Origin of the sequence: Ideonella sp. (genome assembly GCF_041918995.1) — a bacterium.
GTDB lineage: Bacteria > Pseudomonadota > Gammaproteobacteria > Burkholderiales > Burkholderiaceae_C > Ideonella.
This window is the reverse complement of record NZ_JAYRUN010000004.1, coordinates 136,398-155,918: the sequence shown is the minus strand read 5'-3', so window position 1 is coordinate 155,918 and position 19,521 is coordinate 136,398. Positions and strand designations below refer to the sequence as shown.

General features: G+C 69.3%; 17 protein-coding genes. 3 read left to right on the top strand and 14 right to left on the bottom strand.

Annotated elements, in window-relative coordinates:
• Positions 1-12: 12 nt before the first annotated feature.
• The 8 genes from pstB to ACE3UN_RS04970 all read right to left on the bottom strand — a co-directional run bounded on the left by pstB (position 13) and on the right by ACE3UN_RS04970 (position 9,036).
• Positions 13-798 carry a phosphate ABC transporter ATP-binding protein PstB gene (pstB, locus tag ACE3UN_RS05005; protein WP_374673817.1) on the bottom strand — a complete coding sequence of 262 codons (786 nt, stop codon included), beginning with the start codon at positions 796-798 and terminating at the stop codon, positions 13-15.
• Between the two features lie 20 nt (positions 799-818).
• Entirely contained in the window at positions 819-1,655 is an 837-nt protein-coding gene (gene pstA / locus ACE3UN_RS05000) for a phosphate ABC transporter permease PstA (protein WP_374673911.1), read from the bottom strand.
• Positions 1,656-1,681: 26 nt separating this feature from the next.
• The gene (gene pstC, locus ACE3UN_RS04995) at positions 1,682-2,659 is read right to left on the bottom strand and encodes a phosphate ABC transporter permease PstC (RefSeq protein WP_374673816.1); all 978 of its coding nucleotides are present in this window, start codon (positions 2,657-2,659) and stop codon (positions 1,682-1,684) included.
• Between the two features lie 111 nt (positions 2,660-2,770).
• Positions 2,771-3,808: a phosphate ABC transporter substrate-binding protein PstS gene (pstS, locus tag ACE3UN_RS04990; RefSeq protein ID WP_374673815.1), complete on the bottom strand. Its 1,038-nt coding sequence runs from the start codon at positions 3,806-3,808 to the stop codon at positions 2,771-2,773.
• Positions 3,809-3,965: 157 nt separating this feature from the next.
• Positions 3,966-5,312 (bottom strand): phosphoglucosamine mutase, encoded by a 1,347-nt coding sequence (gene glmM / locus ACE3UN_RS04985; protein WP_374673814.1) that lies wholly within the window; start codon positions 5,310-5,312, stop codon positions 3,966-3,968.
• Between the two features lie 28 nt (positions 5,313-5,340).
• Positions 5,341-6,126 carry a dihydropteroate synthase gene (gene folP, locus ACE3UN_RS04980; protein ID WP_374673910.1) on the bottom strand — a complete coding sequence of 262 codons (786 nt, stop codon included), beginning with the start codon at positions 6,124-6,126 and terminating at the stop codon, positions 5,341-5,343.
• Between the two features lie 173 nt (positions 6,127-6,299).
• Positions 6,300-8,186 carry an ATP-dependent zinc metalloprotease FtsH gene (ftsH, locus tag ACE3UN_RS04975; RefSeq protein WP_374673813.1) on the bottom strand — a complete coding sequence of 629 codons (1,887 nt, stop codon included), beginning with the start codon at positions 8,184-8,186 and terminating at the stop codon, positions 6,300-6,302.
• A gap of 163 nt (positions 8,187-8,349) precedes the next feature.
• Positions 8,350-9,036 carry an RlmE family RNA methyltransferase gene (locus tag ACE3UN_RS04970; protein ID WP_374673812.1) on the bottom strand — a complete coding sequence of 229 codons (687 nt, stop codon included), beginning with the start codon at positions 9,034-9,036 and terminating at the stop codon, positions 8,350-8,352.
• Between the two features lie 45 nt (positions 9,037-9,081).
• Here ACE3UN_RS04970 and ACE3UN_RS04965 point away from each other — a divergent pair, with 45 nt between their 5' ends.
• A complete protein-coding gene (locus ACE3UN_RS04965) occupies positions 9,082-9,555 on the top strand; it encodes a YhbY family RNA-binding protein (protein WP_374673811.1) in 474 nt (157 codons plus the stop codon).
• On the opposite strand, the gene ACE3UN_RS04960 is transcribed toward ACE3UN_RS04965, so the two are convergent.
• The 5 genes from ACE3UN_RS04960 to carA form a co-directional block, all read right to left on the bottom strand.
• A complete protein-coding gene (locus tag ACE3UN_RS04960; protein WP_374673810.1) occupies positions 9,533-10,003 on the bottom strand; it encodes a DUF4149 domain-containing protein in 471 nt (156 codons plus the stop codon). The two genes, ACE3UN_RS04965 and ACE3UN_RS04960, sit on opposite strands and share 23 nt — an antisense overlap.
• Complete coding sequence (gene greA / locus ACE3UN_RS04955; protein ID WP_374673809.1) at positions 10,000-10,476, bottom strand: transcription elongation factor GreA; 477 nt, start codon at positions 10,474-10,476, stop codon at positions 10,000-10,002. Before greA ends, ACE3UN_RS04960 begins: the two co-directional genes overlap by 4 nt.
• 123 nt (positions 10,477-10,599) lie before the next feature.
• The gene (gene carB / locus ACE3UN_RS04950; protein WP_374673808.1) at positions 10,600-13,854 is read right to left on the bottom strand and encodes a carbamoyl-phosphate synthase large subunit; all 3,255 of its coding nucleotides are present in this window, start codon (positions 13,852-13,854) and stop codon (positions 10,600-10,602) included.
• A 29-nt stretch (positions 13,855-13,883) separates the two neighbouring features.
• Positions 13,884-14,525, bottom strand: coding sequence for a leucine efflux protein LeuE (gene leuE / locus ACE3UN_RS04945; protein WP_374673807.1), 642 nt, complete (start codon positions 14,523-14,525; stop codon positions 13,884-13,886).
• Positions 14,526-14,550: 25 nt separating this feature from the next.
• Positions 14,551-15,756 (bottom strand): glutamine-hydrolyzing carbamoyl-phosphate synthase small subunit, encoded by a 1,206-nt coding sequence (carA, locus tag ACE3UN_RS04940; RefSeq protein WP_374673806.1) that lies wholly within the window; start codon positions 15,754-15,756, stop codon positions 14,551-14,553.
• A 324-nt stretch (positions 15,757-16,080) separates the two neighbouring features.
• On the opposite strand from carA, the gene ACE3UN_RS04935 reads away from it, so the two are divergent.
• Both ACE3UN_RS04935 and ACE3UN_RS04930 read left to right on the top strand, forming a co-directional pair.
• Entirely contained in the window at positions 16,081-16,773 is a 693-nt protein-coding gene (locus ACE3UN_RS04935; protein ID WP_374673805.1) for a Bax inhibitor-1/YccA family protein, read from the top strand.
• A 122-nt stretch (positions 16,774-16,895) separates the two neighbouring features.
• Entirely contained in the window at positions 16,896-18,158 is a 1,263-nt protein-coding gene (locus tag ACE3UN_RS04930; protein WP_374673804.1) for a geranylgeranyl reductase family protein, read from the top strand.
• Here ACE3UN_RS04930 and rlmD read toward each other — a convergent pair.
• Positions 18,155-19,516 (bottom strand): 23S rRNA (uracil(1939)-C(5))-methyltransferase RlmD, encoded by a 1,362-nt coding sequence (rlmD, locus tag ACE3UN_RS04925; RefSeq protein WP_374673803.1) that lies wholly within the window; start codon positions 19,514-19,516, stop codon positions 18,155-18,157. The two genes, ACE3UN_RS04930 and rlmD, sit on opposite strands and share 4 nt — an antisense overlap.
• Positions 19,517-19,521: the final 5 nt, after the last annotated feature.

Here is a 19,521-nt window from a genome sequence, read left to right as displayed (position 1 = left end):
TCGCGCGTCGCTTCAGCCGAAGCGACCGGTGATGTAGTCCTCGGTGTCCTTCTTCTGCGGTTTCATGAAGAGGTCACGGGTGGGGCCGAACTCGATCAGGTCGCCCAGGTACATGTAGGCGGTGTAGTCCGACACGCGGGCCGCCTGCTGCATGTTGTGGGTGACGATGACCACGGTGTAGTCGGTCTTGAGCTCGTGGATCAGCTCCTCCACCTTGCCGGTGGAGATGGGGTCCAGCGCCGAGCACGGTTCGTCCAGCAGCAGCACCTCGGGCTTGATGGCGATGCCGCGCGCGATGCACAGGCGCTGCTGCTGGCCGCCGGACAGGCCGGCGCCGCTCTGCCCCAGCTTGTCCTTCACCTCGGTCCACAGCGCGGCTTTCTTCAGGGCCCACTCGACGCGCTCGTCCATCTCCACGCGGGAGAGGTTCTCGAACAGGCGCACGCCGAACGCGATGTTGTCGTAGATCGACATCGGGAACGGCGTGGGCTTCTGGAAGACCATGCCCACCTTGGCGCGGATCAGGGACACGTCCAGGCGCTTGTCCAGCACGTTCTCGCCGTCCACCAGGATCTGCCCCTCGGCACGCTGCTCGGGATACAGCTCGTACATGCGGTTGAAGGTGCGCAGCAGCGTGGACTTGCCGCAGCCCGACGGACCGATGAAGGCGGTGACCTTCTTCTCGGGGATGTCGAGGTGGATGTGCTTCAGGGCGTGGAAGCTGCCGTAGTAGAAGTTGAGGTCGCGGACCGCGATCTTGGCCTTCTCGGCCAGCAGGGGTTCGACTCGGGCGTCCATGGAAGAGGGATCTCCTCGCGTCAGTGTTTGTTGCGGAACAGCACGCGCGCCAGGATGTTCAGCGCGAGCACGCCGAGCGTGATCAGGAAGACACCCGCCCAGGCCAGCTGCTGCCAGTTCTCGTAGGGGCTCATGGCGAACTTGAAGATGGTCACCGGCAGGCTGGCCATCGGTTCGCGCAGGTCGGAGGTCCAGAACTGGTTGCTCAGCGCCGTGAACAGCAGCGGGGCCGTCTCGCCCGACACGCGCGCCAGTGCCAGCAGCACCCCCGTCACCACGCCGGCGCGTGCCGCCTTGAACGTGATGGACAGGATCACCTTCCACTTGGGCGTGCCCAGCGCGTAGGCGGCCTCCCGCAGCGCGTTGGGCACCAGGCTCAGCATGTTCTCGGTGGTGCGGATGACCACCGGAATGACGATGAGCGACAGGGCCAGCACGCCGGCCCAGCCGGAGAAGGACTTGAAGCGCGACACCACCACGGCGTAGATGAACAGGCCGATGACGATGGACGGGGCGGACAGCAGGATGTCGTTGATGAACTGCGTGGTGCGGCCCAGCCAGGTGCGCTGCCCGTACTCGGCCAGGTAGATGCCGGCCATCACACCCACCGGCGTGCCGATCAGCGTGGCCAGCGCCACCATCATCAGCGAGCCGAAGATGGCATTGGCCAGTCCCCCGGTCTCCGCCTGTGGCGGCGGCGTCATCTCGGTGAACACCTGCCAGGAGATGCCGCCGATGCCCCGCGTGATGGTCTCGTAGAGGATCCAGATCAGCCAGAACACGCCGAAGGCCATGGCCGCCAGCGACAACGCCAGGGCCACCACATTGACGCGCTTGCGGCGCCGGTGCATGGCCATGCGGCCTGCGTCGAGGGAAGCCAGGCTCACGACTTCGCTCCTTCGTTCTTCTTCAGGCGGGCCAGCAGCAGCTTGGACATCGACAGCACCACGAAGGTGATGAAGAACAGCACCAGCCCCAGGTAGATCAGCGAGGCCTGGTGCAGGCCCTCGCCCGCTTCGGCGAACTCGTTGGCCAGCGCCGAGCTGATGCTGTTGGCCGCCTCGAACAGCGACAGCGAGTCGAGCTGGTTCATGTTGCCGATGACGAAGGTGACCGCCATGGTCTCGCCGAGTGCACGGCCCAGCCCCAGCATGACGCCGCCCACCACACCCGTCTTGGTGTAGGGCAGCACCACGTTCCAGACCACCTCCCAGGTGGTGGAGCCCAGGCCGTAGGCCGACTCCTTGAGCATGGGCGGCGTCACCTCGAACACGTCGCGCATCACCGAGGCGATGAACGGGATGATCATGATGGCCAGGATGATGCCGGCCGACAGCAGGCCGATGCCCACCGGCGGGCCGGAGAACAGCGCGCCCAGCACCGGCACGCCCTTGAACAGCGATTGCAGCGGCTGCTGCACATAGGTGGCCAGCAGCGGGCCGAAGATGAGCAGGCCCCACATGCCATACACGATGGACGGCACGGCGGCCAGGAGCTCGATGGCCACGCCCAGGGGCCGCTTGAGCCACTGGGGAGACAGTTCGGTGAGGAACAGCGCAATGCCGAAGCTGACCGGCACGGCGATGACCAGCGCGATGAACGAGGTCATCAGCGTGCCGTAGATCATCACCAGGCCGCCGTAGCGGTCCTGCACCGGGTCCCACTCGCTGCGCCACAGGAAGGACAGGCCGTACTCCCGGATGGCGGGCGCCGCGCCGGCCACGAGGGACAGCAGGATGGCCACCAGCAGGCCCAGCGTCAGCCAGGCCGCCGCATGCGCGGCCATGGAGAAGAGCCGGTCCGCCCAGGGCGTGCGCACACGGCGCCCGCCCGGCCGGCCAGCCGGAGAGGTACGGTCCATCGTCAGCTCACGGGCGGTGGGGCTGGCGGGCAGTGTAGCGGTCACCTGCGTGCTCCTGGCTTCCTGGCGGTTCCGTCCGGCCGCCGGCCCGGGGGGCCGGCGGCGGGAACGTCACTTCAGCGCGACCGGCTTGCCGGCGCCGTCCTTGACGTCGCCCCACTGCTTGCGCACCAGCGCCTTGACGTTGTCGGGCAGCGGCACGTACTCCAGCTCGGCGGCCATCTTGTCGCCATTGGCGTACGACCAGTCGAAGAACTTGAGCGCGGCGGACGCCTGCTCCGGCTTGGCCTGCACCTTGTGCATGAGGATGAAGGTGGCGCCGGTGAGCGGCCACGAGTCCTTGCCGGGCTGCTCGGTGAGCACCTGGAAGAAGCTCTTCGCCCAATCGGCGTTGGCCGCCGCGGCCTTGAAGTTGACGTCGTCGGGCGCCACGAAGACACCGTCCTTGTTCTTCAGCAGGACGTGCGACATCTTGTTCTGCTTGGCGTAGGCGTACTCGACGTAGCCGATCGCGTTCGGCAGGCGCTGCACGTAGGAGGCCACGCCCTCGTTGCCCTTGCCACCGGCACCGGTGGGCCAGTTCACGGCCGTGCCCTCACCCACCTTGGCCTTCCACTCGGCGTTCACCTTGCTCAGGTAGTTGGTGAAGATGAAGCTCGTGCCGGAGCCGTCGGCACGGCGAACCACCGCGATGTCGGCGTCGGGCAGCGCCACGCCGGCGTTCAGGCCGGCGATCGCCGCGTCGTTCCACTTGGTGATCTTGCCCAGGTAGATGTCGCCCAGCACCTGGCCGGTCAGCTTGAGCTGGCCCGGGGCGATGCCCTTGACGTTGATGACAGGCACCACGCCGCCGATCACGGTGGGGAACTGCATCAGGCCGTCGGCCGCCAGGTCCTCGTCCTTCAGCGGCATGTCCGACGCGCCGAAGTCGACCGTCTTGGACTTGATCTGCTTGATGCCGGCGCCGGAGCCGACCGACTGGTAGTTGATGCGGGCACCGCTGGCCTTGTGGTAGGCGTCGGCCCACTTGGCGTACAGCGGAGCGGGGAAGGTCGCGCCGGCGCCGGTCACGTCCTGCGCCAGGGCGGAGGTGGACAGCGCCAGGGCGGCGGCACCCAGCCAGAGGGGACGAGCGAGAGCATTCAGCATGTCATGAACCTTTCATCACAGGGGCCCGGCGCGGCCCGCAGGCCGCTTCACCGGATGCCTGGCACTGTAGGAAGGTTGTGTGACAGCGGCGTGACGCCAATGACAAGCGTCACACGAGCGTCATGGACATGTCATGCCCCGCGGTGGGGGCGGGTCGTCAGCCCCTGGCCACCGCGGCCAGCCGCTCGGCCTGCGCCCGGGAGACGCCCGCGTCGGGGGCCTCCACCATCACGCGCAGCACCGGCTCGGTGCCCGAGGCGCGGATGAGCACGCGGCCATGGCGGCCCAGTTCGGCACGAACGGCATCGATCTCCCGGGACAAGGCACTGTTGCGGGTCCAGTCACTGCCGTCGGCCAGCCGCACGTTGACCATGGTCTGCGGGTAGAGCTTCACCTCGGCCAGCTGGCGAGCCAGCGACTGGCCCCGACGCTGCACCGCCTGAAGCACCTGCAGCGCGCTCACGATGCCGTCGCCCGTGCTGTGCTTGTCCAGCGCCAGGAGGTGCCCCGAGCTCTCCCCACCGAGCAGCCAGCCGCGGCGCACCAGCTCCTCGAGCACGTACCGGTCGCCCACCTTGGCGCGCACCAGTTCCATGCCCTGCCCCGCCAGGGCCACCTCCACGGCCATGTTGGTCATGAGGGTGCCGACCACGCCCGGCACGGCTTCTCCCTGCGCCCGCCGGTCCATAGCCAGCAGGTACACCAGCTCGTCGCCGTTGTAGAGCCGGCCGTCGGCATCCACCAGTTGCAGGCGGTCGGCGTCTCCATCGAGTGCCACGCCATAGTCGGCGCCATGCTCCTTCACCGCCGCCACCAGCGCCTGGGGCGCCGTCGCGCCGACGCCGTCGTTGATGTTGGTGCCGTTGGGGCTGCAGCCGATGCTGACCACCTCGGCACCCAGTTCGTGGAACACCGCGGGCGCCACCTGGTAGGCCGCGCCGTGCGCGGCGTCGACCACCAGCTTGAGGCCCTTGAGGGTCAACTCCCCGCTGACCGTGGACTTGCAGAACTCGACGTAACGGCCCTGGGCGTCCGTGACGCGCCGGGCGCGCCCCAGCCGCGCGGAGTCCACCCACGCCGGTGTCTGGTCCAGGGCCGCCTCCACCTCCAGTTCCCAGGCGTCCGGCAGCTTCTCGCCGCGCGCCGAGAAGAACTTGATCCCGTTGTCGGGATAGGCGTTGTGCGAGGCACTGATGACGACGCCCAGGTCCAGGCGCAGGGCGCGCGTCAGGTAGGCCACGCCCGGCGTGGGCAGCGGCCCGGTGAGCAGCACGTTCACGCCAGCCGACGCGAACCCCGCCTCCAGGGCGGACTCCAGCATGTAGCCGGAGACGCGGGTGTCCTTGCCGATGAGCACGGTGGCGGGCCGGTTGCCCGACGCGCCGAGCGCCCGGCGCAGCACCTGGCCCACCGAGTGGCCGAGACGCAGCGCGAAGTCCGCCGTGATCGGGGCCTGGCCCACCGTGCCGCGAATGCCGTCCGTGCCGAAGTAGCGACGTGTCATGGGGTGTGTCTCCTCCAAGTGCAGGATGTCAAGCCGCGGCGCCCAGGCCGGCAGCGTTCCATATCTTCAGGGCGTCCACCGTGGCGGCCACATCGTGCACCCGCACGATGCGGGCGCCGTGCGCCACGGCCGCCAGCGCGGCGCCGACGCTGGCGGCCAGCCGCTCGCCGGCCGCGCGCCCGGTCAGTTGTCCGAGCGTGCCCTTGCGGGACCAACCCACCAGCAGGGGCCGTCCGAGCGTGCACAACTGGCGCTGTCCGCGGAACAGCGTCAGGTTGTGGTCCAGCGTCTTGCCGAAGCCATAGCCAGGGTCCAGCACGATGCGCTGCGCCGCGACGCCCGCCGCCTGCACGGCGTCCAGGCGTTGCGCCAGGAAGGCGGACACTTCCGGGACCACGTCGCCGTAGTGAGGGGCCTGTTGCATCTGCGCCGGCTCACCCTGCATGTGCATCAGGCACACGCCGGCCGAGCCATGGGCCACCACGGCGGCCAGGGCACCGGGCAGCCGCAGCGCACGCACGTCGTTGATCACGTCGGCGCCTGCCTCCAGCACGGCGGCCATCACGGCCGGCCGGCTGGTGTCCACCGACACCGGCACCCCGAGCCGCACCGCATGGCGGACCACCGGCAGCACGCGGGCCAGTTCCTCCTGCTCGGGCGGCGGCGTCGCGCCTGGCCGGGTCGACTCGCCGCCGATGTCCAGGACGTCGGCGCCTTCCTCGACCAGCCGCTCGCAATGCGCGCAGGCGGCGACTTCGTCGGCATGGCGGCCGCCGTCCGAGAAGGAATCGGGCGTCGCGTTGACGATGCCCATCACCAGCGGGCGGACGGACAGGTCCAGGTCGAACCGCCCCGCCTGCCAGCGGGCGGAGGGGTCGGTCGTGCGGTGTTCGGTCACGCGGTCAGGCCCGTCAGCGGGCAAAGCGGGGCTGGATGGCAAACGGGGCCCGCGAGGGCCCCGTCGGATCGCCGGCGGTGGGGGCCGCCTCAGGCGGCGGCCGGCGCGCTGTCCGGGTTGACAGGGGGCACGGCCCCGCCGCCCGACCGGTTGGCCGACGGGCTCCAGTCCTTGGGCGGGCGCGGCGGCTTGTCGTTCATGATGTCGTCGATCTGCTCGCCATCGATGGTTTCCCACTCGAGCAGCGCCTTGGCCATCGCATGCATCTTGTCCTGATGCTCCTCGATCAGGCGACGCGCGATCGCGTACTGCTCGTCGATGATGCGCCGGACCTCGGTATCCACCTTGCGCATCGTCTCTTCGGACACGTTGGTCGTCTTGGTCACCGAACGGCCGAGGAAGACCTCGCCCTCGTTCTCGGCATAGACCATGGGACCCAGCGAATCGCTCATGCCGTAGCGCATGACCATGTCGCGAGCGATGTGCGTGGCGCGCTCGAAGTCGTTGCTGGCGCCGGTGGTCATCTGGTTCATGAACACCTCTTCCGCGATCCGGCCGCCGAAGAGCATGGAGATCATGCTCAGCATGCGCACCTTGTCGGTGCTGTAGCGATCCTTCTCGGGCAGCGAGACGGTGACGCCTAGCGCGCCGCCGCGCGGGATGATGGTCACCTTGTGCACCGGATCGAGCTTGGGCAGCAGCCGGCCGATCAGGGCGTGGCCGGCCTCGTGGTAGGCCGTGTTGCGGCGCTCTTCCTCGTCCATCACCATGGACTTGCGCTCGGTGCCCATGATGATCTTGTCCTTGGCGCGCTCGAAGTCGATCATCTCGACCACGCGGGCGTTGCGGCGGGCAGCGAACAGCGCGGCCTCGTTCACCAGGTTGGCCAGGTCGGCGCCGGAGAAGCCCGGCGTGCCGCGGGCGATGATGTCGGCCTTGACGTCGGTGCCCACGGGCACCTTGCGCATGTGCACGTTGAGGATCTGCTCGCGGCCGCGGATGTCCGGCAGCGTCACGTACACCTGGCGGTCGAAGCGGCCCGGGCGCAGCAGCGCGGGGTCGAGGATGTCCGGCCGGTTGGTGGCCGCCATCACGATCACGCCGAGATTGGTCTCGAAGCCGTCCATCTCGACCAGCATCTGGTTGAGCGTCTGCTCGCGCTCGTCGTTGCCGCCGCCCAGGCCGGCGCCGCGGTGACGGCCCACGGCGTCGATCTCGTCGACGAAGATGATGCACGGTGCGCTCTTCTTCGCCTGCTCGAACATGTCGCGCACGCGGGCCGCGCCCACGCCGACGAACATCTCGACGAAGTCGGAGCCGGAGATCGAGAAGAACGGCACCTTCGCCTCGCCGGCGATGGCCTTGGCCAGCAGGGTCTTGCCGGTGCCCGGAGGCCCGACCAGCAGAACACCGCGCGGAATGCGCCCACCCAGCTTCTGGAACTTCTGCGGGTCCTTCAGGAAGTCCACCAGTTCCTTGACCTCTTCCTTGGCCTCGTCGCAGCCGGCCACGTCGGAGAAGGTGGTGGTGTTGTTGGACTCGTCCAGCATGCGCGCCTTGGACTTGCCGAAGCTGAACGCGCCGCCCTTGCCGCCGCCCTGCATCTGGCGCATGAAGTAGATCCAGACGCCGATGAGCAGCAGCATCGGGCCCCAGGACAGCAGCAGCGTCTGCAGCAGCGACGGCTCCTCGTCGGGCTTGCCCGACACCTGCACGCCGTACTTCATGAGGTCGCCCACCATCCACAGGTCGCCGGGCGACGAGATGGTGAACGGCGTTCCCTCGTTGGGGGTGACCTTCAGGTTGCGGCCCTGCACCTCGACGCGCTTGATGCGGCCTTGCTTGGCGTCTTCCATGAACTGGGTGTAGGTCACCTGTTCATTGGCGCGCGGCTTGTCGAATTGCTTGAAGACGGTGAACAGCACCAAGGCGATCACCAGCCAGACGGCGACCTTCGACATCCACTGATTGTTCACCGTAATTCCTTTGCTCGAACCTCTGGGACATGGCCTGCCCGCCCACGGGCGCCATGCGAGGCATATGGGGACGATTCTAGTGCAGTCAAGGTGCGCGGGCCGCAGGGCAGCCGCATACCCACGGCGGCACGAAGGCCCGCGGCGACGGGGTGTCCAGTCGGGCTTACCCGCCCGGGCCCCTGGCTTTCAGACCCAGGCCGACCAGAAAGGTTTCAGCCGACTTGTCGCGCGAGGACTTGGGCTTGATCGGTTTCACCACGCGAAACTCGCGCTTGAACAGTTCCACCAACTGGCTGTAGCCACTGCCATGGAACACCTTGGTCACCAGCGCCCCGTCGGGCTTGAGGTGGCGGGTGGCGAACTCCACGGCCAGTTCCACCAGATGCGCCACCCGGGCCGAATCGGATGACGCGATGCCCGAGAGGTTGGGGGCCATGTCGGAGACCACCAGGTCCACCGGCCGGCCGGCCAGCGCCGCCTCGAGCTGGTGCATCACCTCGTCCTCCCGGAAGTCGCCCTGGATGAACGTGACCCCGTCGATGGGCTCGAACTCGAGCAGGTCCAGCGCGATGATGGTGCCGTCGAGTTCGCCGGTGGCCGCACCGCCCACGCCGGCCACCTTGGGGGCGAAGCGGCGGCGCAGGTACTGGCTCCAGGCACCGGGCGCGGCACCCAGGTCGACCACCACCTGGCCTGGCCGCACGAGCCCGAGCGCCTCGTCGATCTCCTTCAGCTTGTAGGCCGCACGGGCCCGGTAGCCCTCCTTCTGGGCCATCTTGACGTAGGGGTCCGTCAGGTGATCGTGCAGCCAGGCCTTGTTGACCTTCTTGCTCTTCGTCTTGATCTTCATGGAACTACCGCGGTGCGGAGGGAAGGAGGACGGGATAATGCGCGCATGCCCGCCATTGAACTGAATCCCGCCGACCGCAAGGCCAAGCGCGGGGAAGCCCACCACCTGGACCCGGTGGTGATGATCGGCGCCGAAGGGATCACCCCGGCCGTCGTGAAGGAAATCGACGCCGCGCTCAAGGCGCACGGCCTCATCAAGATCCGCATGTTCTCCGATGACCGCGCCGCCCGCGAGGCCGCGCTCGGCGAGCTGGCCGAGCGCCTGGACGCCGCACCGGTGCAGCACATCGGCAAGCTGCTGGTGCTGTGGCGCCCGGTGCCCGAGAAGGCCGCCCCCGAGAAGGACGAGCGCAAGCCCGGTCCGCGTACCGTGAAGCTGGTGAGCTTCTCCAAGAGCGGCAACCACCGCCCCACGGTGAAGAAGGTCACCGTGATGGGCAACCAGCGGGTGACCGCCGGCGGACAGATCAAGCGCGCCAAGTCGCGCGCCACCAGCGTCAAGAAGCGGGCCCAGGGCTGATCTCGCCCGCCTGGCGCCAGGCCAGCACGGCCACCGCCAGGAGCTTGAGCCCGAACAGGCCGAAACTCAGGGCGTGCAGCTGGCCGAAGGTCCAGGCGCCCTGCCCCGCGCGCGCGGCGGCCAGCATCGGCTGGACCCCGTAGTAGCCGGCCACGGTGCAGAACAGCGCCAGCGCGGCCAGCCCCATCGGCCAGGTCCATCCGCCACGGCCCATCGCCCGCGCGGCCCGCCGCTCCAGCAGCAGCATGGCCACGCCAAGCGCCAGGCTCAGCGGCGCCTCCACCGCAAAGATGCGCGCCACCACGCGCCCGGCGTCCGCCTGGGCCAGGGTGGCGAACGGTGCCGGCGTGGCGATGAGCGCGATGCACAGCAGCACCCCCACCCACGGCCCGGGCAGCAGCCGCCGCAGGCGCTCGGGCGCCCGCGCCGCGAGCGCCTTGCCGTTCACTGGTAGCGCACCGCGACGATCTCGTAGCTCTTGACGCCGCCCGGTGCGCGCACCTCGGCCACGTCCCCGACTTCCTTGCCGATGAGGGCTCGGGCGATGGGCGAGCTGATGGACACCAGGCCCAGCTTCAGGTCGGCCTCGTCGTCGCCCACGATCTGGTACGTGACCTGGGCGCCGGACTCCTCTTCCTCGAGCTCCACGGTGGCGCCGAAGACCACGCGGCCGCCCGCGTCCACCGTGGCCGGATCGATGATCTGCGCGGCCGCGAGCTTGCCCTCGATCTCGAGGATGCGGCCTTCGATGAAGCCCTGCTTGTCCTTGGCGGCGTCGTACTCGGCGTTCTCGGACAGGTCGCCCTGCGCGCGGGCTTCGGCGATCGCCTGGATCACCGCATGGCGCTCCACGGTCTTGAGCCGGTGCAGTTCTTCCTTCAGCTTCTCGGCGCCGCGCTTGGTGAGGGGGATCGTGGTCATGACAGGTGCTGGGAGAAAAAGGAAAACGCGCCGGGAAGGCGCGCTTTGCCAGGAGTTTAGAGGAGTTTGGCGGGCGTGCAAGCCCCGGCGCAACCCGAGGGCCGCTCCGGCGGCAGGGCGTGATCAGGCCAGGGCGGCGTGCAGTTCCTGCAGCGACAGCACGCGCGGATCGGTGGAGTGCTTCAGCGCCTCGGTGGCGGCCTCGCAGCCGGCCATCGTCGTGTAGTAGGTCACCCGGTTGGCCAGTGCGGCCGTGCGGATGTAGCGCGAGTCGGCGATGGCGGTGCGGGTCTCGTCCACGGTGGTGAAGACCAGCTGGATCTCACCGGCCTTGATCATGTCGGCGATGTGCGGCCGGCCATCCTTGACCTTGTTGACCACCTTCACCGGCACGCCGGCCGCCGCGATGGCCGCCGCGGTGCCCTTCGTGGCCACCACCTGGTAGCCCAGGTCCACCAGGTCCCCCGCGACCTTGACCGCACGGTCCTTGTCGGCGTTCTTCACGGTGATCACCACCGTGCCCTTGGTGGGCAGGCGCGAGCCCGCGCCGACCTGGCTCTTGAGCATGGCCTCGCCGAAGCTGTAGCCCACGCCCATCACCTCGCCGGTGGAGCGCATCTCCGGGCCGAGGATGGGATCGACACCGGGGAACTTGTTGAACGGGAAGACGGCTTCCTTCACGCTGAAGTACGGCGGCACCACCTCGTGCGGCGGCTGGCCGTCGCGCCCGCGCTGGTCCTGCAGCTTCTGGCCGGCCATGCAGCGCGCGGCGATCTTGGCCAGCGGCTGGCCGGTGGCCTTGGACACGAAGGGCACCGTGCGCGAGGCGCGCGGGTTCACTTCCAGCACGTACACCACCGACTCGTCGCCCTCGCCCTGGATGGCGAACTGCACGTTCATGAGGCCCACCACCTTGAGGGCCTTGGCCATCAGCGCGGTCTGGCGACGCAGCTCGTCCTGCAGGGCGGCCGACAGCGAGTACGGGGGCAGCGAGCAGGCCGAGTCGCCGGAGTGCACGCCCGCCTGCTCGATGTGTTCCATGATGCCGCCGATCATGACGTCCGTGCCGTCGCTGATGCAGTCGACGTCGACCTCGATGGCGTCGTCCAGGAAGCGGTCCAGCAGCACCGGTGACTTCTCGCTCACCCGCACCGCCTCGCGCATGTAGCGCTCCAGGTCCTTGTCGCCGTGCACGATCTCCATGGCGCGACCACCCAGCACGTAGCTGGGGCGCACGACCAGCGGGTAGCCGATCTCCTGGGCCATCTGCAGCGCGGCCTCCTCGGTGCGCGCCGTGCGGTTGGGCGGCTGCTTCAGGCCCAGGGTGTGCAGCAGCTGCTGGAAGCGCTCGCGGTCCTCGGCGATGTCGATGCTGTCGGGCGAGGTGCCGATGATGGGCACGCCGGCGCGCTCCAGGTCGAGTGCCAGCTTCAGCGGCGTCTGGCCGCCGTACTGCACGATCACGCCGACGGGCTTCTCCTTGTCCACGATCTCCAGCACGTCCTCCAGCGTGACCGGCTCGAAGTACAGGCGGTCGGAGGTGTCGTAGTCGGTGGACACGGTCTCGGGGTTGCAGTTGACCATGATGGTCTCGTAGCCATCCTCGCGCATGGCGAGCGCGGCATGGACGCAGCAGTAGTCGAACTCGATGCCCTGGCCGATGCGGTTGGGGCCGCCGCCGAGCACCATGATCTTCTTCTTGTCGCTGGGCTCGGCCTCGCACTCCTCGTCGTAGGTGGAGTAGAGGTAGGCGGTCTGGGTGGCGAACTCGGCGGCGCAGGTGTCGACCCGCTTGTACACCGGGCGCACGTTCAGTGCATGGCGGCGCGCACGCACCTCGTGCTGGTTCGTTCCCAGCAGCCGGGCCAGGCGCTTGTCGGCAAAGCCCTTGCGCTTGAGGAACACCAGCTCGTCCTTGGACAGGCCGTCCAGCGCGCGGCCGGCCAGGGCCTTCTCGGTGGCCACGATCTGCTCGATCTGCGCCAGGAACCACGGGTCGATGGCCGTCTCGGTGAAGATCTCGTCCAGCGTCATGCCGATGCGGAAGGCGTCGGCCACGAAGAGGATGCGCTCGGGCCCCGGCTCGCCGATTTCCTGGATGATCTCCTCGCGGTCGGTGGAGCGCTCGCTCAGGCCGTCGATGCCGGTCTCCAGGCCGCGCAGGGCCTTCTGGAAGCTCTCCTGGAAGGTGCGGCCCATGGCCATCACCTCGCCCACGGACTTCATCTGCGTCGTGAGGTGCGCATCGGCCGCGGGGAACTTCTCGAACGCGAAGCGCGGGATCTTGGTGACGACGTAGTCGATGCTCGGCTCGAAGGACGCCGGCGTGGCACCGCCGGTGATGTCGTTCTTCAGCTCGTCGAGCGTGTAGCCCACGGCCAGCTTGGCGGCCACCTTGGCGATGGGGAAGCCGGTGGCCTTGGACGCCAGCGCGGACGAACGCGACACGCGCGGGTTCATCTCGATGACGACCATGCGCCCGTCGCGCGGGTTGATGGAGAACTGGACGTTCGAGCCGCCCGTGTCCACGCCGATCTCGCGCAGGATGGCGATGGACGCGTTGCGCAGCAGCTGGTATTCCTTGTCGGTCAGCGTCTGCGACGGGGCCACGGTGATCGAGTCACCGGTGTGGATGCCCATCGGGTCGAGGTTCTCGATGGAGCACACGATGATGCAGTTGTCCGCCTTGTCGCGGACGACCTCCATCTCGTACTCCTTCCAGCCGATCAGCGACTCCTCGATGAGCAGCTCGTTCGTCGGCGACAGGTCGAGGCCGCGCTTGCAGATCTCCTCGAACTCCTCGGGGTTGTAGGCGATGCCGCCGCCCGTGCCGCCGAGCGTGAAGCTGGGGCGGATCACCATCGGGAAGCCCGAGCCGCCGATCTCGGCCTGGATGCCCTTCTGCACCGCCCAGGCCTCTTCCATCGAGTGCGCGATGCCCGACTTGGCCGAGCCCAGGCCGATCTTGGTCATCGCGTCCTTGAACTTCAAGCGGTCTTCGGCCTTCTCGATGGCGTGCTCGTTGGCGCCGATCATCTCCACGCCGTACTTGGCCAGCACGCCGTGCTTGTGCAGGTCGAGCGCGCAGTTCAGCGCGGTCTGCCCCCCCATCGTGGGCAGCACCGCGTCGGGCCGCTCCTTGGCGATGATCTTCTCCACCACCTGCCAGGTGATCGGCTCGATGTAGGTGACGTCCGCCGTGTCGGGGTCCGTCATGATCGTCGCCGGGTTGGAGTTGACCAGGATGACCTTGTAGCCCTCCTCGCGCAGGGCCTTGCAGGCCTGCGCGCCGGAGTAGTCGAACTCGCAGGCCTGGCCGATGATGATCGGGCCGGCCCCGATGATCAGGATGCTTTTCAGGTCGGTACGCTTGGGCATGGATGTGTGCAGGTGACGGCCCGGGCGTGTCAGCCCAGGCTGGCGGTGGCGAGCTTGGCGCCAAAGCCGAGGAACAGGGCGCCGACGCCCGAGGACGCGACGCTGGCGGTGCGGCGCCGGGCCGCGAAGGCGGCCGCAAGGCGGGCGCCGGCGAAGATGAGGACCGACAGGTACAGCGCGCTGCAGACCTGCGCGATGGTGCCGAGAGCCAGGAAAGTGAGCGCCGGCCAGGCGTAGGCCGGGTCCACGAACTGGATGAAGAAGGAGACGAAGAACAGGATGGCCTTGGGGTTGAGCAGGCTCACCACCAGCGCCTTGCGGAACGGCTTCGCGAGGTCCTCGTCGGACGTGCGCACGGCCTCCACCTGGCCGCGCCAGCGCCGCACGGCCCCGGCGATGAGCTGCACGCCCACCCAGGCCAGGTAGGCGGCGCCCACCATCTTGATCACGAGGAACAGCGCCGGCACGGCCTTGAGCAGCGAGGCCGCGCCGAGCGCGGCCAGCGTCATGAGCACCGTGTCGCCCACGAACACGCCACAGGCCGCCGCGTAACCGTGCCGCACGCCGCGCCGCGCCGCCACCGACAGCACGAACAGCGAGTTCGGGCCCGGCAGCAGCACGATGGCGATCGTGCCCAGCACGTAGGTCCAGAGGTCGGTGATGCCCAGCATGGCGCCGCGTCCCGTCCTGGCCCCGTCAGCCGCGGTGGGCGGCCATCAGGCCGATGAAGCGGTCGAACAGGTAGCCGATGTCGTGCGGGCCGGGCGAGGCCTCCGGGTGGCCCTGGAAGCAGAACGCCGGCTTGTCCGTCCGCGCCAGGCCCTGCAGCGTGCCGTCGAACAGGCTCACGTGCGTGGCGCGCAGGTTGGCCGGCAAGGTCGACTCATCCACCGCGAAGCCGTGGTTCTGGCTGGTGATGGACACGCGACCGTCGTCCAGGTCCTTCACGGGGTGGTTCGCGCCGTGGTGGCCGAACTTCATCTTGAAGGTGCGTGCACCAGAGGCGAGCGCGAGGATCTGGTGGCCCAGGCAGATACCGAAGGTGGGCAGGCCGCTGTCGACCAGGGCGCGCGTGGCCGCGATGGCGTAGTCGCACGGCTCGGGGTCGCCGGGGCCGTTGGACAGAAACACCCCATCGGGCTGCATGGCCAGCACGTCGGCCGCCGGCGTGCGGGCGGGCACCACCGTCACGCGGCAGCCGCGCTCGGCCAGCATGCGCAGGATGTTGCGCTTCACGCCATAGTCGTAGGCCACCACGTGGTGGCGCGCATCGGCCAGCTGGCCATAGCCCGGCGTGCCATCCGCGCGGGCAAGGCACCATTCGGTTTCGGTCCACTCGTACGGGGCCGCCACGCTCACCACCTGGGCCAGGTCCTGGCCAGCCATGCTGGGCGCGGCCTGCGCGCGGGCCACGGCCTGAGCGATGTCATCCGCGGTCACGGCGTGGGCCACCGGAAAGCCGGTGATGCAGCCGTTCTGCGCGCCGCGGGTGCGCAGCACGCGCGTCAGGCGGCGGGTGTCGATGTCGGCGATCGCCACCGTGCCCTGCGCCCGCAGGTACTCCGGCAAGGTCTGCTGGGCACGGAAGTTGGACACGCGGACCGGCAGGTCCTTGATGATCAGGCCAGCGGCATGGACCTTCGGCGCCTCGACATCCTCGTCGTTGATCCCGTAGTTGCCGATGTGCGGATACGTCAGGGTGACGATCTGCCGGCAGTAGCTCGGGTCGGTGAGGATTTCTTGATAGCCGGTGAGGGAGGTGTTGAACACCACCTCGCCGACCGTGTGACCGGCCGCGCCGATCGAGGTGCCTTGAAAGACCGTGCCGTCTGCAAGAGCCAGGAGAGCGGGCGCCTGGGCGGGCACCAGCGAGGGTGCCGGGGACGACGAAGCGGACGACAAGAGGAAACTCCGGTGTTCGCGCACCCAGCCCGGGCCCACGACCTGAAACCCGTTGGGGGCTTCACCCGGCATCGGCAGTGCAGGTCGTGCACGCGAGAGCCAGGCAGGGGCAGGACTCGAGAGGAAACCGTGTGGGGGAGTTTCGCTGGGCTTGCGGTGATTTCGGGTAAACCCGCTAAGTATAGCCAGTACGGGCCACCAAGCCAAGTCTGGCGGTCATGGAACTAGAATTTCCCCACCGGGGTCTACCCCCGAGGCCGTGCCCCGGCGGGGCGAGACGGTCCGGCGGCCCTTCCACCCCACCCCACGGATGACGGAGGTTCCATGAACGACAGCCTGATCACTTCCCCCGGCCAGCTGGGCGCCAGCACGGCGGCCCAGCGCAACCGGGTCCTGCGCAACACCTACTGGCTGCTGGCCCTGTCCATGGTGCCCACAGTGCTGGGCGCCTGGGTGGGCGTGGCCACCGGCATCACGGCCGCCATGGGGCCGGGGATCAGCCTCGTGGTGTTCCTGGTGGGCGCCTTCGGCTTCATGTTCGCCATCGAGAAGACCAAGCATTCGGCCGCGGGCGTGGCCGTGCTGCTGGCGTTCACGTTCTTCATGGGCCTGATGCTCTCGCGCCTGATCGGCGTGGTGCTGGGCTTCAGCAACGGCAGTGCGCTCATCATGACGGCCTTCGGCGGCACGGCCGCGGTGTTCCTGGGCATGGCCTCGCTCGCCTCCGTGATCAAGCGCGACCTGTCGGGCATGGGCAAGTTCCTCTTCGTGGGGGCCCTGCTCATCCTGGTCGCCGGCCTGATCAACTTCTTCGTGCAGTCCAGCGCCCTGTTCCTGACCCTGTCGGTGCTGTGCATCGGCCTGTTCTCGGCCTTCATGGTGTACGACCTCAAGCGCGTCATCGACGGCGGCGAGACCAACTACATCAGCGCCACGCTGGCGCTCTACCTGGACGTCTACAACGTGTTCCAGAGCCTCCTGGCGCTGCTCGGCATCTTCGGCGGCGACAACGACTGACGGGACGCCGCGCCGTCCGCCCAGGGGCCCCGCGGGGCCCCTTTTTCGCGCCCGTCCGGCCCGCCGCCCCGACGGCGCCGCATGCACAATCGCCGCCACCTCGTCCGTCCGTGCCGCGTGCCATGACCTTGTCCGTCTGGAACCAACCGCTCGCCCAGTTGCCCGAACGCTGCGACGTGCTGGTCGTGGGCGCCGGCCCGGCCGGCAGTGCCTGCGCCCGGGTGCTGGCGCTGGCCGGGCGACAGGTGGTGCTGGTCGATGCCCAGGCCTTCCCGCGCGACAAGGTCTGCGGCGACGGCCTGGTGCCCGATGCCCATGCCGCCTTGCGCGAGCTCGGCGTGCACGACGCAGTGATGGCACGCGCCCATGCGGTGTCGGCGGCCTGCTGCGTGGCCCCGGGCGGCACCTCGGTGGACGTGCCCGGCGAGCTGGCGGTGCTGCCCCGGCGGGAGCTGGACGCCCTGCTCTGCCAGGCCGCGGTGGACGCCGGCGCACGGATGGTCGCTCCGGCGCGCTTCGTGGCACCCCTGACGGGGCCGGACGGCCGCGTCACCGGCGCGCGCCTGCGGCAAGGCACTGACGAACGCCTGCTCGCCGCCACCTGGACCGTGCTGGCCACGGGCGCACCGCCGGCGGCGCTGCTGGCGGCCGGGCTGTGCGAACGGCGCACCCCCAGCGCCATGGCGCTGCGCGCCTACGTCCACCACCCGGACATGGCGGCGGAGGTTCCGAACCTGCGCTTCGTGTGGCACCGGCGCCTGCGCGGCGGCTATGGCTGGGTGTTCCCGGCGGGCGAGGGCCGCTACAACATCGGCGTGGGGGTGCTCGACAGCCACACCGTCGCCACCGATGGGCAGGAGCCCGTGGCCAGCGGCAAGCGCTCGGGCCCCAACCTGCGCACGCTGTTCGACGATTTCCTCGCCGCCGACCCGGTGGCGGCGCGCCTGATGCACGAGGGGCAGCTGCTCGGCGAGCTCAAGGGTGCGCCGCTGCGCTGCGACCTGGACGGCGCCCGCTGGCACGCGCCGGGTGTGCTGGTCGCCGGCGAGGCCGCCGGCAGCACCTATGCCTTCACGGGAGAGGGCATCGGCAAGGCGCTGGAAACCGGCATCGCGGCCGCACGCGCGCTGCTGGGCGGGTGGGGATCGGGCGACGCGGCCGTGCGGGCCGACTACGACGTGCGCATGCAAGCGCTGCTGCCGCGCTTTCGCATGTACCGGCAGGCCGCCAGCTTCAACCGCCACCCGCTGCTGGTGGGGCTGATGGTCTGGCGTGCACGCCGCAGCCAGCGCACGGTGCAGCGGCTGTCCGACATCCTCAACGAGCGGCGCATGCCGGGCAGCCTGCTGTCCTGGCGCGGGTTCCGCGCCATGATGCTCGGTTAGGCCGCCGGGGCCGCCCGCTCGAACACCGCCATGCTTTCCACGTGGGCGGTGTGCGGGAACATGTTCACCGCCCCCGCGGCCACGCAGCGGTAGCCGGCCACGTGCACCAGCAGCCCGGCATCCCGGGCCAGCGTGGCAGGGTTGCAGCTGACATAGACGATGCGCCGCGGCGGCGTCCAGCCGGCCACCGGCTCGGCGGCCAGGTCGCCCAGGGCCTTCGCCAGGGCGAAGGCGCCCTCGCGCGGCGGGTCCACCAGCCACTTGTCGGCCACGCCGAACGACACCAGGTCGGCCGGCGTGAGCTCGAACAGGTTGCGGGCGGCGAACGCGGTGTGGGCTGCCAGGCCGTTGCGTGCCGCGTTCTCGCGCGAGCGCGCGACCAGCGTCTCGCTGCCCTCGATGCCCAGCACCTCGCGGGCGCGCGTGGCCAGCGGCAGGGTGAAGTTGCCCAGGCCGCAGAACCAGTCGATCACCCGCTCGTGGGGCTGCACGTCCAGCAGCCTCACCGCGCGCCCCACCAGCACGGTGTTGATCTGGTGGTTCACCTGCGTGAAGTCGGTGGGCTTGAAGGGCATCACCAGGCCGAACTCGGGCAGGCGGTACGCAAGCTCCGGCCCGTCGGCGTCCAGCAGATGCACGGTGTCCGGGCCCTTGGGCTGCAGCCACCACTGCACGCCGTGGCGGGCAGCGAAGTCGCGCAGTCGCTGCGCATCGCCGGCCGACAGGGGCTCCAAGTGGCGCAGCACCAGGGCCGTGACGCCCTCTCCCACCGCCAGCTCGATCTGCGGCAGTCGGTCGCGCGCTTCCATGCCACCGATGAGCTCTCGCAGGGGCAGCAGCAGGTCGCTCACCGCCCGGGGCACCACGTGGCATTCGCGGATATCGGCCACGTAGCGCGACTTGCGCTCATGGAACCCGACCAGCACCGTGCCCTTCTTGGGCACGTGCCGCACCGAGAAGCGGGCGCGCAGGCGATAGCCCCAGCTGGGGCCTTCGATCGGGCGCAGCACGCGCTCCGGCCGCACCTTGCCCAGGTGCGCCAGATTGTCTTCCAGGACACGCTGCTTGATCGCCACCTGGGCGGAAGCCTCCAGGTGCTGCATCTTGCAGCCGCCGCAGGCGCCCGCATGCAGGCCGAAATGCGGGCAGCGCGGACGCACGCGCTGGGCGCTCTCACGGCGCAGCGCGACCATGCTGGCCTGCTCCCACTGGTTCTTCCGCCGGTGCACCTCGACCTGCACCTGCTCACGTGGCAGGGCCCCGTCGATGAAGACGACCTTGCCGTCCTGGTTGTGGGCGACGCCCTGGGCCTCGATGTCGAGCGATTCGACGCTCAGCCATTCGTCGGTTGCGGTCATGGTGG